Annotated in this window: 14 protein-coding genes; 7 read left to right on the forward strand and 7 right to left on the reverse strand. The window is 60.9% G+C overall.

Annotated elements, in window-relative coordinates; all coding sequences use genetic code 11:
- Positions 1–93: 93 nt before the first annotated feature.
- Positions 94–489: a peptide-methionine (R)-S-oxide reductase MsrB gene (msrB, locus tag E4T63_RS19335; RefSeq protein ID WP_027613436.1), complete on the reverse strand. Its 396-nt coding sequence runs from the start codon at positions 487–489 to the stop codon at positions 94–96.
- A gap of 223 nt (positions 490–712) precedes the next feature.
- Between msrB and E4T63_RS19340 the strand changes: the two genes are divergently transcribed.
- Both E4T63_RS19340 and htpX read left to right on the forward strand, forming a co-directional pair.
- Positions 713–1,924, forward strand: a complete 1,212-nt coding sequence (locus E4T63_RS19340; protein ID WP_003226761.1) for a pyridoxal phosphate-dependent aminotransferase — start codon at positions 713–715, stop codon at positions 1,922–1,924.
- A gap of 304 nt (positions 1,925–2,228) precedes the next feature.
- Positions 2,229–3,116 (forward strand): protease HtpX, encoded by an 888-nt coding sequence (gene htpX, locus E4T63_RS19345; protein WP_007964827.1) that lies wholly within the window; start codon positions 2,229–2,231, stop codon positions 3,114–3,116.
- A 200-nt stretch (positions 3,117–3,316) separates the two neighbouring features.
- Here the strand turns inward: htpX and E4T63_RS19350 are convergent, their stop codons facing one another.
- Positions 3,317–3,973 carry a thiopurine S-methyltransferase gene (locus E4T63_RS19350; protein ID WP_135296286.1) on the reverse strand — a complete coding sequence of 219 codons (657 nt, stop codon included), beginning with the start codon at positions 3,971–3,973 and terminating at the stop codon, positions 3,317–3,319.
- A 104-nt stretch (positions 3,974–4,077) separates the two neighbouring features.
- Here E4T63_RS19350 and E4T63_RS19355 point away from each other — a divergent pair, with 104 nt between their 5' ends.
- On the forward strand, positions 4,078–4,845 hold the full coding sequence (locus E4T63_RS19355; RefSeq protein ID WP_103483826.1) for a DODA-type extradiol aromatic ring-opening family dioxygenase: 768 nt from the start codon (positions 4,078–4,080) through the stop codon (positions 4,843–4,845).
- Positions 4,846–5,027: 182 nt separating this feature from the next.
- Here E4T63_RS19355 and E4T63_RS19360 read toward each other — a convergent pair whose 3' ends face one another.
- Positions 5,028–6,701: a DEAD/DEAH box helicase gene (locus tag E4T63_RS19360; RefSeq protein ID WP_027613439.1), complete on the reverse strand. Its 1,674-nt coding sequence runs from the start codon at positions 6,699–6,701 to the stop codon at positions 5,028–5,030.
- A 421-nt stretch (positions 6,702–7,122) separates the two neighbouring features.
- Here E4T63_RS19360 and E4T63_RS19370 point away from each other — a divergent pair, with 421 nt between their 5' ends.
- The gene (locus E4T63_RS19370) at positions 7,123–7,914 is read left to right on the forward strand and encodes a crotonase/enoyl-CoA hydratase family protein (protein WP_134787011.1); all 792 of its coding nucleotides are present in this window, start codon (positions 7,123–7,125) and stop codon (positions 7,912–7,914) included.
- Positions 7,915–8,023: 109 nt separating this feature from the next.
- Here E4T63_RS19370 and E4T63_RS19375 read toward each other — a convergent pair whose 3' ends face one another.
- On the reverse strand, positions 8,024–8,779 hold the full coding sequence (locus E4T63_RS19375) for a spermidine synthase (RefSeq protein ID WP_027613441.1): 756 nt from the start codon (positions 8,777–8,779) through the stop codon (positions 8,024–8,026).
- Positions 8,780–8,932: 153 nt separating this feature from the next.
- Between E4T63_RS19375 and E4T63_RS19380 the strand changes: the two genes are divergently transcribed.
- Positions 8,933–10,279: a class II 3-deoxy-7-phosphoheptulonate synthase gene (locus tag E4T63_RS19380; RefSeq protein ID WP_007964815.1), complete on the forward strand. Its 1,347-nt coding sequence runs from the start codon at positions 8,933–8,935 to the stop codon at positions 10,277–10,279.
- A gap of 117 nt (positions 10,280–10,396) precedes the next feature.
- Here the strand turns inward: E4T63_RS19380 and E4T63_RS19385 are convergent, their stop codons facing one another.
- Together E4T63_RS19385 and E4T63_RS19390 are read right to left on the reverse strand one after the other, a co-directional pair.
- Entirely contained in the window at positions 10,397–11,623 is a 1,227-nt protein-coding gene (locus E4T63_RS19385; protein ID WP_135296287.1) for a winged helix-turn-helix domain-containing protein, read from the reverse strand.
- Positions 11,624–11,687: 64 nt separating this feature from the next.
- On the reverse strand, positions 11,688–11,909 hold the full coding sequence (locus E4T63_RS19390) for a DUF1127 domain-containing protein (RefSeq protein ID WP_097088306.1): 222 nt from the start codon (positions 11,907–11,909) through the stop codon (positions 11,688–11,690).
- A 96-nt stretch (positions 11,910–12,005) separates the two neighbouring features.
- On the opposite strand from E4T63_RS19390, the gene E4T63_RS19395 reads away from it, so the two are divergent.
- Positions 12,006–12,860, forward strand: a complete 855-nt coding sequence (locus tag E4T63_RS19395; protein WP_025113145.1) for a LysR substrate-binding domain-containing protein — start codon at positions 12,006–12,008, stop codon at positions 12,858–12,860.
- Here the strand turns inward: E4T63_RS19395 and E4T63_RS19400 are convergent.
- Positions 12,850–13,599 (reverse strand): sulfite exporter TauE/SafE family protein, encoded by a 750-nt coding sequence (locus tag E4T63_RS19400; RefSeq protein WP_027613445.1) that lies wholly within the window; start codon positions 13,597–13,599, stop codon positions 12,850–12,852. The two genes, E4T63_RS19395 and E4T63_RS19400, sit on opposite strands and share 11 nt — an antisense overlap.
- A 110-nt stretch (positions 13,600–13,709) precedes the next feature.
- On the opposite strand from E4T63_RS19400, the gene E4T63_RS19405 reads away from it, so the two are divergent.
- Positions 13,710–14,666, forward strand: a complete 957-nt coding sequence (locus E4T63_RS19405) for a LysR family transcriptional regulator (RefSeq protein WP_135296290.1) — start codon at positions 13,710–13,712, stop codon at positions 14,664–14,666.
- Positions 14,667–14,702 lie beyond the last annotated feature (36 nt).

Here is a 14,702-nt window from a genome sequence, read left to right on the forward strand (position 1 = left end):
TCCACGGGTTATCGGGAAAGGCCAAACATAGCGAGCAATTAAATTGTGTGCAATTTAATTATCCGAAAGGCGACCCGCAGGTCGCCGGTCCGCTTACTCGCGCGGCTCGAGATTCAGGCACACCGAGTTGATGCAATAACGCAGGCCGGTCGGTGGCGGGCCATCGGGGAACACGTGACCCAGATGCGCGTCGCAGCGGGCGCATTTGACCTCGGTGCGGATCATGCCGTGGCTGGTATCGCGAATCTCGGTCATGGCGCTTTCGCCGATCGGCGCGTAAAAGCTTGGCCAGCCGCAGCCGGAATCGAATTTGGTCGTGGAGTCGAACAGCGGCTCATTGCAGCAGACGCAGTGATAGACACCGTCGGTTTTGGTGTCGTTGTATTTGCCGGAAAACGGCCGTTCGGTCGCACTGAGACGGCACACGTTGTACTGCTCGGGGTCGAGCATCGCCCGCCATTCTTCCAGGGTTTTTTCCAACTTTTCCATCATCACACCTCAGCGGCTGAAAAAGCCCGATCTGTACCTTTTCCACGGATCGGGTGGCACGTATGATTGCGCCTCGTCACACGCCAGTCTGGCAGCCAGACCGGGCGCATTCAAACGGATTCTCGGCGCCATGGCGCAAGACTCCGCCTGTGCGAAGACGCAGGAATCCCAGTACGGTTGGCCATCCGCCGTCTGGATCGTTCATTTTCGGGATCACATCGCCATGCAGTTCAGCAAATCGAACAAGCTCGCCAACGTCTGCTACGACATTCGCGGCCCGGTGCTCAAGCACGCCAAACGTCTGGAGGAGGAAGGCCAGCGCATCCTCAAGCTGAACATCGGCAACCCGGCGCCGTTTGGTTTCGAAGCGCCGGACGAAATTCTTCAGGATGTGATCCGCAACCTGCCGACCGCCCAAGGCTACAGCGACTCAAAAGGCCTGTTCAGCGCCCGTAAGGCGGTGATGCAGTACTACCAGCAAAAAAATGTCGAAGGCGTCGGCATCGAAGACATCTATCTGGGCAATGGGGTGTCCGAGCTGATCGTGATGTCGTTGCAGGCGCTGCTCAACAACGGTGATGAAGTCCTGGTGCCGGCACCGGACTACCCGCTGTGGACCGCCGCCGTGAGCCTGGCCGGCGGTAACGCCGTGCACTACCTGTGCGACGAGGGCGCCGACTGGTTCCCTGATCTGGCCGACATCAAGGCCAAAATCACCCCGAACACCAAAGCCATGGTGATCATCAACCCGAACAACCCGACTGGCGCGGTGTATTCGAAGGAAGTGCTGCTGGGCATGCTGGAAATCGCCCGTGCGCACAATCTGGTGGTGTTCTCCGACGAAATTTACGACAAGATCCTTTACGACGACGCCGTGCATATCTGCACCGCTTCGCTGGCGCCGGACCTGCTGTGCCTGACCTTCAACGGTCTGTCGAAGTCCTATCGCGTGGCGGGTTTCCGCTCCGGCTGGATCGCCATCTCCGGGCCGAAACACAATGCCCAGAGCTACATCGAAGGCATCGACATGCTGGCTAACATGCGCCTGTGTGCCAACGTCCCGAGTCAGCATGCGATTCAGACCGCCCTCGGCGGCTATCAGAGCATCAATGACCTGGTACTGCCGCAGGGCCGCCTGCTGGAGCAGCGCAACCGTACCTGGGAGCTGCTCAACGACATTCCGGGCGTCAGCTGCGTCAAGCCGATGGGCGCGCTGTATGCGTTCCCGCGGATCGACCCGAAAGTCTGCCCGATCCACAACGACGAAAAATTCGTCCTCGACCTGCTGCTCTCCGAGAAGCTGCTGGTGGTGCAAGGCACGGCCTTCAACTGGCCGTGGCCGGATCACTTCCGCGTGGTGACCCTGCCCCGCGTCGACGATCTGGAAATGGCCATCGGCCGCATCGGCAACTTCCTCAAGTCCTACCGCCAGTAACCGGTCTACAGTGTGCAACGGCCCGAACGTTGCGCACTGTCTGATTCAGCAACACTTCTGCTCTCCCCGCCTCGCTGCGCCTTCTACACTTGCGATTCATACGGGCCACCCGCCTCTGGCGCAGTGGCGGCGGGTAGCGGCTGGCTGTCATCCCTTTCGGTTTTGGCCGTGGGCAATGACCTGCAGACTCGGGAATCCGCTGTAGGACACAGTTTGAAATAGTCACTCGGTTGAATCACCCGGTGCCGCACCTTATATACCCCGCAGTACGCTACATCTTTAGCTTGAGGAGATTTCTACAACCATGATGCGCATCCTGCTGTTTTTGGCCACTAACCTGGCGGTCGTGCTGATAGCCAGCATCACCCTGAGCCTGTTCGGCTTCAACGGGTTCATGGCGGCCAACGGGGTTGATCTCAACCTCAGTCAGCTGCTGGTTTTCTGTGCGGTCTTTGGTTTCGCCGGTTCACTGTTCTCGCTGTTCATCTCCAAGTGGATGGCGAAGATGAGCACCAGCACCCAGATCATCAGCCAGCCACGTACCCGGCATGAGCAATGGCTGCTGCAAACCGTCGAGCAACTGTCCCGCGAAGCCGGGATCAAGATGCCCGAAGTCGGTATTTTCCCGGCCTACGAAGCAAACGCCTTCGCCACCGGCTGGAACAAGAACGACGCGCTGGTCGCGGTCAGTCAGGGCCTGCTCGAACGTTTTTCGCCAGATGAAGTGAAAGCCGTTCTGGCCCACGAAATCGGTCACGTGGCCAACGGTGACATGGTCACCCTGGCACTGATCCAGGGCGTGGTGAACACCTTCGTGATGTTTTTCGCGCGGATCATCGGCAACTTCGTCGACAAGGTGATCTTCAAGAACGAAGAAGGCCAGGGCATCGCCTATTACGTGGCAACGATCTTCGCCGAACTGGTACTGGGCATTCTCGCCAGCGCCATCGTCATGTGGTTCTCGCGCAAACGCGAATTCCGTGCCGATGAAGCCGGCGCACGTCTGGCCGGTACCAATGCGATGATCGGTGCATTGCAACGCCTGCGCGCCGAACAGGGCCTGCCGGTGCACATGCCGGACACCCTGAACGCATTCGGCATCAACGGTGGCATCAAACAAGGCTTTGCCCGCATGTTCATGAGCCACCCGCCGCTGGAAGAGCGTATCGACGCGTTGCGTCGTCGCGGTTGATCGGTTTGGCGCAGTAACGAAAAGGCCCGCAGCGATGCGGGCCTTTTTTTGTGCGCGGGATTATGGGTTGCCTGTTCTGGCCTCTTCGGGAGCAAGCCCCCTCCCACAGTGTTTTCTGGTGTATTCGAGATTGCTATAACACCGACGCTCCCTGTGGGAGCGGGCTTGCTCGCGAAGAGGCCGTTAATGCCGATACAAAACTATCGGCCAGAAACCCGATACACCCGCTCCTCCAGCCGCGTTACCCCCGCCTGCAGGAACCTGACACTCTCCGCCAGCACATCCTGCTCCTCAAGCACCTGCACCTGCCAGACTTCGCCCAGCAAGCGCTGCACCTCATCATCGCTCACCGCAAACGGTGGCCCGGACATCTGCGCTTGATCGTAATCCAGGGTGATCAACAACCCTTGCACACTTTGCGGCAGGATCTGCTGCAAATGCGCCGCATAGCGCTCACGCATCGGAGCCGGCAAGGCAATCAGCGCTGCCCGGTCGTACAACGCCGCGCAATCCGCTACATCGTCGGCTGTCAGCGCAAAGAAATCACCGCACCACAACTCGATGGAATCGGCGCTATAGACCTTGAACGGCCCCTTGGCACTGACCTGCGGCTTTACCTGATGCTCACTGAAAAAATCCTCGACGGCCTTCAGCGACAGCTCGACTCCGAGCACCAGATGCCCGCGCCCGGCCAGCCACAGCAGATCCAGGCTTTTCCCGCACAGCGGCACCAGCACCCGGGTCTGGGCCGGGATCGCCAGTTGCGGCCAGTGCCGCTGCAGATACGGGTTCACCTCAGGCAAATGAAAGCCGATCTGATTGGATTCCCACTTCTTGTGCCAAAACTCAGGCTGCATGCATCACCCCAAAAAATTCGATCAAAAGGCGTTAAAACTTATATTAGATTTAGATCAATGATCTGACTGAAGATGAGGCCATCTTACCGCTCAGGAACCTTTCCATGTTTCCCAGCCTGTTTATCTCCCACGGCTCACCGATGCTGGCCCTGGAACCCGGTGCCAGTGGCCCGGCTCTGGCGCGTCTGGCGGCCGAACTGCCCCGCCCCAAAGCCATCGTCATCGTTTCTGCGCACTGGGAAAGTCAGGAACTGCTGGTCAGCAGTAATCCGCAACCAGAGACCTGGCATGACTTCGGCGGTTTTCCCCGTGCCTTGTTTGAAGTGCAATATCCGGCACCGGGCAATCCGCAACTGGCAGGCGAAATTGCCGAACTGCTGAACGCTGCCCATCTGCCGGCACGCCTTGATCCGCAACGACCGTTCGATCATGGCGTGTGGGTGCCGCTGTCGCTGATGTACCCGCAGGCGGATATCCCGGTGGTACAGGTGTCGCTGCCGAGCCGCAGCGGCCCGGCGCTGCAAACCCGTGTCGGACGTGCGTTGGCAAGCCTGCGCGATCAGGGCATTTTGCTGATCGGTTCCGGCAGCATCACCCACAACCTGCGCGAACTGGACTGGCATGCCGGGCCGGAAAGCGTCGAGCCATGGGCACGGGACTTCCGTGACTGGATGATCGACAAGCTGGCGGCGAACGATGAGGCGGCGCTGCACGATTACCGTCAGCAGGCACCGAACGCCGTACGCAGCCACCCAAGCGATGAGCATTTGCTGCCGTTGTATTTCGCCCGCGGTGCGGGGGGCGAGTTCAGCGTGGCGCACAGGGGATTCACGATGGGTGCGTTAGGCATGGATATATATCGCTTCGGATAAACGCAGAATCAAAAGATCGCAGCCTTCGGCAGCTCCTACAGTGGGGAATGAGTACACCCTGTGTAGGAGCTGTCGCAGGCAGCGATCTTTTGATCTTCGATCTTTGCTCTTTCAGACAGGCAAAAAAAATCCCCGAACCAGTCGGGGATTTTTCATGTTCGATCAATCAGCCCAAGGGCGGATCAATCTTCGCGGTAGCGACGCAGTTTCAGCTGCTTGCCAGCGACGCGAGTGTCCTTCAGCTTGGTGAGGAGTTTGTCCAGACCATCTTCCGGCAGCTCGACGAGGCTGAAGCTGTCACGCACCTGGATGCGACCGATCGCTTCGCGGGCTAGACCACCTTCGTTGAGGATGGCGCCCAGCAGGTTCTTGGCGGCGATACCGTCACGCGCACCCAGCGCGGTACGGCAACGGGCACGACCTTCGCCCAGAGGCATTGGCGCGCGACGCTCGCGGTCACCACGCTCAGGACGATCACCGGAACGCTCAGGACGGTCGCCACGCGGTGCGTTGTTCGGCACCAGTGGGCGTTCCTTCTCGATCGCCGCCAGGTTCAGCGCTTGACCGTTGGTCGCCTTGCGCAGCAGAGCTGCAGCCAGGGCACGCGGGGTGCAACCGATGTCAGCGGTCAGGCGATCCAGCAGTTCGCCGTGAGTCGACTCAGCATCAGCGACCAGCGGCGACAGGCTGTTGGTCAGTTTCTTGATGCGTGCATCGAGAACAGCCTGAGCGTCCGGCAGACGCACTTCGGCAACCTTCTGACCGGTGACACGCTCGATCACTTGCAGCATGCGGCGCTCACGTGGAGTCACCAGCAGCAGTGCGCGACCTTCGCGACCGGCACGGCCGGTACGGCCGATACGGTGCACGTAGGATTCCGGGTCGTACGGCATGTCCACGTTGAATACGTGGGTGATGCGCGGAACGTCCAGACCACGGGCAGCCACGTCGGTCGCGACAACGATGTCCAAGCGGCCATCTTTCAGCGAGTCGATGACGCGTTCACGCTGGTTCTGGGCGATGTCACCGTTCAGCGCAGCGGCCTTGTAGCCTTTGGCGTCGAGGGCACTGGCCAGATCCAGGGTCGCTTGCTTGGTGCGCACGAACATGATCAGCGCGTCGAAGTCTTCCACTTCCAGCAAGCTGAGAACGGCGGAGGTCTTCTGGTCAGCGTGAACCAACAGGTGAGCCTGTTCGATCGCGGTAACGGTCTGGGTCTTGCTCTGGATCTTCACGTGCTTCGGATCGCGCAGGTGGCGCTCGGCGATGGCACGGATCGACTGCGGCAGGGTTGCCGAGAACAATACGGTCTGACGGGTTTCCGGCATGGCCTTGAAGATCACTTCCAGGTCGTCCATGAAACCGAGTTTGAGCATTTCGTCTGCTTCGTCCAGAACCAGGTGGTTCACGGTAGCGAGGACTTTTTCGTCGCGACGCAGGTGGTCGCACAGACGGCCCGGAGTGGCGACAACGATCTGTGCGCCATTACGGATTGCTTTCAATTGTGGGCCCATCGGCGCGCCGCCGTAGACAGCCACAACAGTTACGCCCGGCATTTGCTTGGCGTAAGTTTCGAAAGCGGTTGCAACTTGTAGCGCCAACTCACGAGTTGGGGCCAGGATCAGAGCTTGCGGCTCGCGCTTGGACGGATCAATGCGGTGCAGGATAGGCAGGGCAAAGGCAGCGGTTTTACCGGTACCGGTTTGCGCCTGACCAATCATATCGTGACCGGCGAGGATGATCGGGATCGACTGCTGCTGAATGGCCGAAGGCTCTTCATAGCCGGTAGCGACTACTGCAGCGACAATATTGGGATGAAGTTCAAGAGCGGCGAAGCCGCCGATTTCCTGGGTCATGGGTCTGCCTCTAAGTGCATCCGCAAAGACCCATGCTCCAAAGCTGCACATGCCGTGTTGAGACTCAAGAGTCGCCCTGGCAGCTTTGTCGGCGGGGATTTGCGAAAACGTATGAATGAAAAAGAATCGTCAAGGAAGAGCCCGCAGTGCGGACATGCAGCCGAAGCTGACTTCGGGGAATTGCGCTACCTAAACGCGGCCCGGTTAAAGGCCGGCGCGCACTATACCGGAATTTGCCCAAAAAGGGAGCTTTTTTTATCGCCTGAATCGGTGTGTCACCGCTGTGTAACGGGGTTTTGCGGATAATCGTGCAAAGGTCTATTTTGCAAAGGCCCGGCCCTGCGGGTGATGACGCTTAAACGATTCACCGATATGCGGCATACCGTCGCTGCACCCGCCCTTCCCGCCCGAGGATTTCTCCATGAATCAGCCCTGCCCCGGCCGCGTCAGCCGTGAACGCCGTGGTCATGTCCACCTGATCGGCCTTGACCGGGCCGCCAAACGCAACGCCTTCGACCTCGATCTGCTCAATGACTTGAGCCTGGCCTACGGCGAGTTCGAGGCCGACAGCGAGGCGCGGGTGGCGGTGGTGTTCGGGCATGGCGAACACTTTACCGCCGGTCTGGATCTGCTCAACGCCAGCGCCGCCCTCGCCGAAGGCTGGCAGGTTCCGACCGGTGGTTGCGACCCATGGGGTGTTTTCGTTGGTCCACGGGTCAGCAAACCGGTCATTGTCGCCGCGCAGGGCTACTGCCTGACCATCGGTATCGAGTTGATGCTGGCCGCGGATATCAACCTGTGCGCGAGCAATACCCGCTTCGCGCAAATGGAAGTGCAGCGGGGGATTTTTCCGTTTGGGGGCGCGACATTGCGCTTTCACCAGGTGGCCGGTTGGGGCAACGCGATGCGCTGGTTGCTGACCGGCGATGAGTTTGATGCCCACGATGCGTTGCGTCTGGGTTTGGTGCAGGAAGTGATGGCCAGTGAGGATCTGTTGCCGCGGGCGATCGAACTGGCCGAACGGATTGCCCGGCAGGCACCGTTGGGGGTGCAGGCAACGCTGATGTCGGCGCGCCAGGCGCGGTATGAAGGCGAGACGGCGGCGGCGCAGGGATTGCCGGCGCTGGTGAAGAAGTTGCTGGGGAGTGAGGATGCCAAGGAGGGGGTGAGGTCGCTGGTTGAGCGGCGCCCGGGCATCTTCAAAGGGATCTGAGAAAAAGGGTGTTCTTCAGGCCCTCTTCGCGAGCAAGCTCGCTCCCACATTTGGAATGCATTTCAAGTGTGGGAGCGGGCTTGCTCGCGAAGGGGCCATCACTGACCACTCAAGTCGCCGGGCGAATCGCCTTGATCAACGACTGCAGCGAATAACCCAGCCGTGGCGCCAGCACTTCGGCGCGGGCGGTCAGCGCCTGCATGTCCAGCTCCTGATCGAGATCCGCCGGCACAATCAGAATCACATTGCCCTCCTTCACCGGCAGCTCCCAGTAATGCCGGTGATAGAGCCCGCGCAACAACGCCGCGCCCAACGGTTTGCCGTCATCGGTGGCCCACTGGTTGATCACCAGCCAGCCGCCCGGGTTCAGACGCTTCTGACAGTCGCCGAGAAAACTCCAGGCCAGGTGCCCGACACCCGGGCCGACATCGGTGTACAGATCGACAAAGATCAGATCCGCAGGCTCGGCCGTCGGCAGCAACTCCAGCGCATCGCCGACCCGAATGTACAAGCGCGGATCGTCATCCAGCCCCAGGTACTCGATCGCCAGACGCGGCACGTCCGGGCGCAGTTCGATGGCTTCGACGTCTTCCAGCGGCAGGAACTTGAGGCAGGCCTGGGTCAGCGTGCCGGCACCGAGGCCGAGAAACAGCGCGCTCTCCGGTTGCTCATGGCACAACGCGCCAATCAGCATCGCCCGGGTGTAGTCATATTCGAGCCAGCTCGGATCGGCGGTGAACACGCAGCTCTGTTCGATGGCATCGCCAAATTCCAGAAAGCGGTAATCGGCCACTTCCAGCACGCGAATCACGCCGAACTCATCCTGTACCTCGGCGAGCAACAGCTCGACGCGCTCCTCAGTCATTTCGTCTCCTGATGGTCACCGGGCGCGGTGACGCGATGGCACCGCTGCGGCGCCGTGGCAAAGCGGCGATTGTCGGTGATGGGGCGGGAGCAGGTCACGCACTAATTGCTGCTACCATGGGCTTCCCGTGCGTAGAACCAATTAGAGACCGTGATGAGCCAACCGTGGAGCCCTGACAGCTGGCGCGCCCTGCCGATCCAGCAACAACCCCAATACCCCGACGCCGCGCACCTGCGCCAGGTCGAGCAGACCCTGGCCAGTTATCCGCCGCTGGTGTTTGCCGGCGAAGCGCGCGAGCTGCGCCGTCAGTTTGCCGAAGTGACTCAGGGTCGGGCGTTCCTGCTGCAGGGCGGCGATTGCGCGGAAAGCTTTGCCGAGTTCTCGGCGGCGAAGATTCGCGACACTTTTAAAGTGCTGCTGCAAATGGCGATCGTCATGACCTTCGCCGCCGGTTGCCCGGTGGTCAAGGTCGGGCGCATGGCCGGCCAGTTCGCCAAACCGCGCTCGGCCAACGATGAAACCATCGACGGCGTGACCCTGCCCGCCTACCGGGGCGACATCGTCAACGGTATCGGCTTCGACGAAAAAAGCCGCGTGCCGGATCCGGAGCGCCTGCTGCAGTCGTACCACCAGTCCACCGCCACCTTGAACCTGTTGCGCGCCTTCGCCCAGGGCGGTTTTGCCGACCTGCATCAGGTGCACAAGTGGAACCTGGACTTCATCGCCAACTCGGCACTGGCCGAAAAATACAGCCACCTCGCCGATCGCATCGATGAAACCCTGGCGTTCATGCGCGCCTGCGGCATGGACAGCTCGCCGCAACTGCGCGAAACCAGTTTCTTCACTGCCCACGAAGCGCTGCTGCTGAACTACGAAGAAGCCTTCGTGCGTCGCGACAGCCTGACCAACGATTACTACGATTGCTCGGCGCACATGCTGTGGATCGGTGACCGTACCCGTCAGCTCGACGGTGCTCACGTCGAATTCCTGCGCGGGGTGAACAACCCGATCGGGGTGAAAGTCGGCCCGAGCATGAACCCGGATGATCTGATTCGCCTGATCGACGTGCTCAACCCGGACAACGATCCGGGGCGCCTGAACCTGATTGCGCGGATGGGTGCGAACAAGGTCGGTGATCACCTGCCGGCGCTGATCCGTGCGGTGCAGCGTGAGGGCAAACAGGTGCTGTGGAGCTCCGACCCGATGCATGGCAACACCATCAAGGCCAGCAGCGGCTACAAGACCCGCGACTTCGCGCAGATCCTGGGTGAGGTGAAGCAGTTCTTCCAGGTGCACGAAGCCGAGGGCACTTATGCCGGCGGGATTCATATCGAGATGACCGGGCAGAATGTCACCGAGTGCATCGGTGGTGCGCGGCCGATCACTGAAGACGGGTTGTCGGATCGTTATCACACCCACTGTGACCCGCGGATGAATGCCGATCAGTCGCTGGAACTGGCGTTTTTGATTGCTGAAACCCTGAAACAGGTTCGCCGCTGAATCAGTCAGATTTTTAGCGTCGGGCAGGCCGCCTTCGCGAGCAAGCCCGCTCCCACACTGGATCTGTGTCGTACACAAAACCCATGTGGGAGCGGGCTTGCTCGCGAAGAGGCCCGCTCAGTCACAGCCGATCTGCGCCAATGCCACCCGCAACCGCCCCGCACTCTCACGCTGACAATTAAGCTGTACTCGCTCCAGCCCCAGCCAATCGGCCATCTGCCGCAAATTCAACGCCAGCGCCAGCATCCCCTCTTCGTCCAGCCCCGGCTTTTCCTCGTGCACTGCATGCACCGCCAATCGTCCCGACGCCCGCTCGGCGCGCAGATCGACCCGCGCGGCAATCCGCTCGTTGTGCAGAAACGGCAACACGTAATAGCCGTAGACCCGCTTGTCCTGCGGCGTATAGATCTCCAGCCGATAGCGAAAATCGAACAGCCGCTCGGTACGACTGCGCTCCCAGATCAGCGAATCGAACGGTGACAACAGCGCACTGGCGACGACTTTTCGCGGGACTTTCGGCTGCGGCAGGCAGTAGGCGATCTGTCGCCAGCCAGCGACTTCGCAGGTCTGCAATTGCCCGTCCTCGACCAGCTCCGCCAGACGCGGGCGCGCATCGCCAGGGTTCAAGCGGAAATAATCGCGCAGATCCTTTTCCGTGCCGACGCCCAGTGCCTGGGCCGCGTGCAGCAGCAGACCACGCTGCGCTTCGGCTTCATCCGGCAACGGCTGCTGCAGAATCGATGTCGGGATCACCCGCTCCGGCAAATCATACAAACGCTCAAAACCGCGGCGGCCGGCGACGGTCACTTCACCGGCGGCGAACAACCATTCCAGCGCATGCTTTTCCGCGCTCCAGTCCCACCATTGCCCGGCCTTGTCCTCGCGGGTCGACAGACTGCCGGCGCCCAATGCACCGCGCGCCTCAACCGCGCTTAAAACCCGGCGCACGACGTCCTGCTGCTCAAGACCAAACTTCGCCAGTTGCTGATAGATGTCTCTGCCAGTTCTGGCCCGCTGCATCCGCCACCCCATCAACGGATACATCGCCAGCGGCAGCAACGACGCTTCGTGGCCCCAGTATTCGAACAGCGTGCGCCGACGGCCCGAACTCCAGGCAGCCTGGTCGAGCAGATCGGAAGAATAGGAACCCAGACGTGAAAACAGCGGCAGATAGTGCGAGCGCACCACGGCGTTGACGGAGTCGATCTGCAACAGCCCCAGCCGTTCGATCAGCCGGTTGAGTTGCGGCGCCTTGACGGTCGGCGGCTGGCGCCCATTGAACCCTTGGGCAGCCAGCGCCAGTCGTCGCGCCTGTTTGAGAGAAAAGGCCAGAGTCGCGGGCATGAACATCTCCTTGTCTGCTCGCAACCTACCTCACCTGAAAGTGGTTTGTGTAGTAAGGCCTTGATCATTTATGCATCGGATCATCCCAGAACGGCCGGATGGCCTCGTGTTCGACGTCGGCACGGCTGACCCCGATGTCCTTCAGCGCTTCGTCGCTCAGGCTGGCAAGCAACTCACGCTCACGGTGCAGTTCGTACCAGCGGCTAAACTTGTGCAGCAGGTCGGAAACGATATGGCCGTGGCCGGAAAATTTTGCGTCGTCTACATACTCTCTTTGACCTTTCATCGTGTTGCCCTCCTTGTGGATGGCTCAAGTCTCGCGCTGGCGCTAAGATCAATCCAACGAATGTTTCTGATGGAATTCATCACGGAGATTCATCAATTGTCGGCCTACCCCAGTATCGATACCGATGTCCTGCGCACTTTCGTTGCGATTGCCGATCAGGGCGGTTTTACCCGCGCCGGCGAGATGGTCAACCGCACGCAATCGGCCGTGAGCATGCAGATGAAGCGCCTCGAAGAAGACGTGCTGCAGCGACAGTTGTTCGAGCGTGACGGCCGCCAGGTGCGCCTGACCGCCGAGGGCCAGGTGCTGCTGGGTTATGCGCGGCGCATCCTGAAATTGCACAGCGAAGTGTTCAACACGCTGCGCGAGCCGCACATGGTTGGCACTGTGCGCATTGGCACGCCGGATGATTACGTGATGCGGTTTCTGCCGGGGATCCTCTCGCGGTTCGCTCAGTTCTACCCGCTGATCCAGATCGAAGTGCATTGCGAATCCAGCAAACAGCTGTTGCAGCGCACCGATCTGGACTTGTCGATTGTCACCCGGGAGCCGGGCAACGAGATCGGTCAGTTGCTGCGCAAGGAGCGTTTCGTCTGGGCCGAGGCGCAGAATTTCAGCGCCCACGAGCAGACGCCGTTGCCGCTGGCGATGTTCAACAGTGATTGTTTCTGCCGTTTGTGGGCGTGCAATGCGCTGGACGCGATGGGCCGTGACTACCGCATCGCCTACAACAGCACCAGCCTGTCGGCGCTGATGGCGGTGGTGAGCGCGGGTCTGGCGATCACCGCGCAACTGGAAAGCCTGATCACCCCGGACATGCGCATTCTCGGCGCCGCCGAGGATCTGCCGCTGTTGCCCGAGGCCAGTATCATGTTGATCCGCAACCTGAACAATCCGTCGCCGATCACCGAATGCCTGGCCGAACACATCGTCGAAGGCTTCAAACTTTAAACGCGAGCATCACCGCGCACAGCACCAGAAAACCGCAGAACAGCCCGCGCAGGAGCCTTTCCGGCATGGCGTGGGCGACTTTCACCCCCCAACTGATGCTGGCCAGACCGCCGATGGCCAGCGGCAAGCCGATCATCCAGTCCACTTCGTGATGCACCGCGTACGTCACCAGGGTCACGCCGGTGCTTGGCAACGCCAGAGCCAGCGACAGGCCTTGAGCAACCACTTGGCTGGTGCCGAACAGACTGGTCAGCACTGGCGTTGCCACCACGGCCCCGCCGACACCGAACAAACCACCCATGGTCCCGGACGCTGCGCCGAGAACACCGAGCCATGGCCATGAGTAACGCATTTCGGAGGTCACGGCGGTTTTCTTGCCGAACATCTTCAGCAGGTTGTACGCCGAGAGCACCACGAGGAACGCGACAAAACCGATGCGCATGGTTTGCGCATCAATGCCCACCGCCCAGATCGAACCGATCCACGCAAAGCAAAAACCCATGACCGCCAACGGCAGCGCATGACGCAGCTCGATGCGATTGCGCTGATGATAGCGCCACAGCGCCAGCATCACGTTGGGCACCACCATCACCAGCGCCGTGCCTTGGGCGATCTGCTGATCAAGGCCAAACCATACGCCCAGCAGCGGGATGGCGATCAAACCACCGCCGATGCCGAAGATCCCGCCCAATGTGCCAAGGGCGGCGCCAAACAGCAGGTACAACAAAAACTCGATCACAGCGATTTCCTCATCCGTCAGGCGATTCATCCTACGCAGTCGAGGCTGGCGGGGAAACGCACAGCAACGCACAATGGCTATGCCAATTTCGCACAAACACCGAAGCACCTATGAATCCCAATCAGTTGACCGAACAGCTCGGGCTGTTTCTCGATGTGCTGGAAAGCGGCAGTTTTTCTGCAGCTTCCCGTCGTCATCCGCTGACGCCTTCCGCCGTCGCGCGGCGCATCGACAGCCTGGAAAGCGCGGTCGGCAGCCAGTTGTTCATTCGCAGCACCCACGTCGTAAGGGCAACCCCGGCGGGTCTGGCGTTTGCCGAGCGGGCGCGGCGCATCGTCAGCGAGCTGCAACTGGCCCGCGCCGAAGCGGTGTCGTTGAGCAGTGCGCCGGAAGGCTTGATCCGAATCGATGCCCCGGCCGCTTTTGGTCGCCGCCATCTCGCGCCGGTCATCGCTGACTTTCTGGTGCTGTACCCGGGCCTCGACGTGCAGTTGCACCTGATCGACAGCTTCATCGATATGCACGGCTCGAACCTGGGCAAAGTCGATCTGGTGCTGCGTGCCGGGCAAATGGCCGATACGCGCTTGGTCGCCACGCCGCTGGCGAGCATGGTGCGCATTGCCTGCGCCAGCCCCGACTACCTCAAACGCCGTGGCGCACCGCGCCATCCCGCGCAGTTGAGTGAACATGACGGGCTGGATTGGGAAGGTCTCGCCCCGCCCTTCGCCTGGCGCTTCGAACTGGACGGGCAAATGCAACTGCATCGCCCCGCGCGCATCCGCATGAGCGCCAACAATGCCGAAGCGCTGGTGTGCGGTGCTCTGGCCGGGCTGGGCATCGCGCATTTGCCGACCTGGCTGGCCAGTGAGTACCTGCTGCGCGGCGAACTGCTGCCGCTGTTCTGCGAGAACGGCCTGCCGCAACCGGAAAGCACCGGCATCTATGCGCTGCGCATGGAACAACAGACCCACTCGCGCAGCCGTCTGCTTTTGGAATACCTCAAGACCCGCTTCAGCCCGGTGCCACCGTGGGATCTGGCGCTGCAACGCGAGCTGGGCCGACACTAGATCCTGGATAATTATCTGGCGCATTAAACATTCGGG

The sequence above is a fragment of the Pseudomonas fluorescens genome, assembly GCF_004683905.1.
Classification (GTDB): domain Bacteria; phylum Pseudomonadota; class Gammaproteobacteria; order Pseudomonadales; family Pseudomonadaceae; genus Aquipseudomonas; species Aquipseudomonas putida_A.

What these genes read in the sequence shown, in the direction of transcription:
- E4T63_RS19380 (WP_007964815.1), top strand. Translation starts at nt 8,933, where the DNA reads ATGAGCCAACCGTGGAGCCCTGACAGCTGGCGCGCCCTGCCGATCCAG.
- msrB (WP_027613436.1), bottom strand. Translation starts at nt 489, where the DNA reads ATGGAAAAGTTGGAAAAAACCCTGGAAGAATGGCGGGCGATGCTCGAC.
- htpX (WP_007964827.1), top strand. Translation starts at nt 2,229, where the DNA reads ATGATGCGCATCCTGCTGTTTTTGGCCACTAACCTGGCGGTCGTGCTG.
- E4T63_RS19385 (WP_135296287.1), bottom strand. Translation starts at nt 11,623, where the DNA reads ATGCCCGCGACTCTGGCCTTTTCTCTCAAACAGGCGCGACGACTGGCG.
- E4T63_RS19405 (WP_135296290.1), top strand. Translation starts at nt 13,710, where the DNA reads ATGAATCCCAATCAGTTGACCGAACAGCTCGGGCTGTTTCTCGATGTG.
- E4T63_RS19340 (WP_003226761.1), top strand. Translation starts at nt 713, where the DNA reads ATGCAGTTCAGCAAATCGAACAAGCTCGCCAACGTCTGCTACGACATT.
- E4T63_RS19375 (WP_027613441.1), bottom strand. Translation starts at nt 8,779, where the DNA reads ATGACTGAGGAGCGCGTCGAGCTGTTGCTCGCCGAGGTACAGGATGAG.
- E4T63_RS19350 (WP_135296286.1), bottom strand. Translation starts at nt 3,973, where the DNA reads ATGCAGCCTGAGTTTTGGCACAAGAAGTGGGAATCCAATCAGATCGGC.
- E4T63_RS19370 (WP_134787011.1), top strand. Translation starts at nt 7,123, where the DNA reads ATGAATCAGCCCTGCCCCGGCCGCGTCAGCCGTGAACGCCGTGGTCAT.
- E4T63_RS19390 (WP_097088306.1), bottom strand. Translation starts at nt 11,909, where the DNA reads ATGAAAGGTCAAAGAGAGTATGTAGACGACGCAAAATTTTCCGGCCAC.
- E4T63_RS19360 (WP_027613439.1), bottom strand. Translation starts at nt 6,701, where the DNA reads ATGACCCAGGAAATCGGCGGCTTCGCCGCTCTTGAACTTCATCCCAAT.
- E4T63_RS19355 (WP_103483826.1), top strand. Translation starts at nt 4,078, where the DNA reads ATGTTTCCCAGCCTGTTTATCTCCCACGGCTCACCGATGCTGGCCCTG.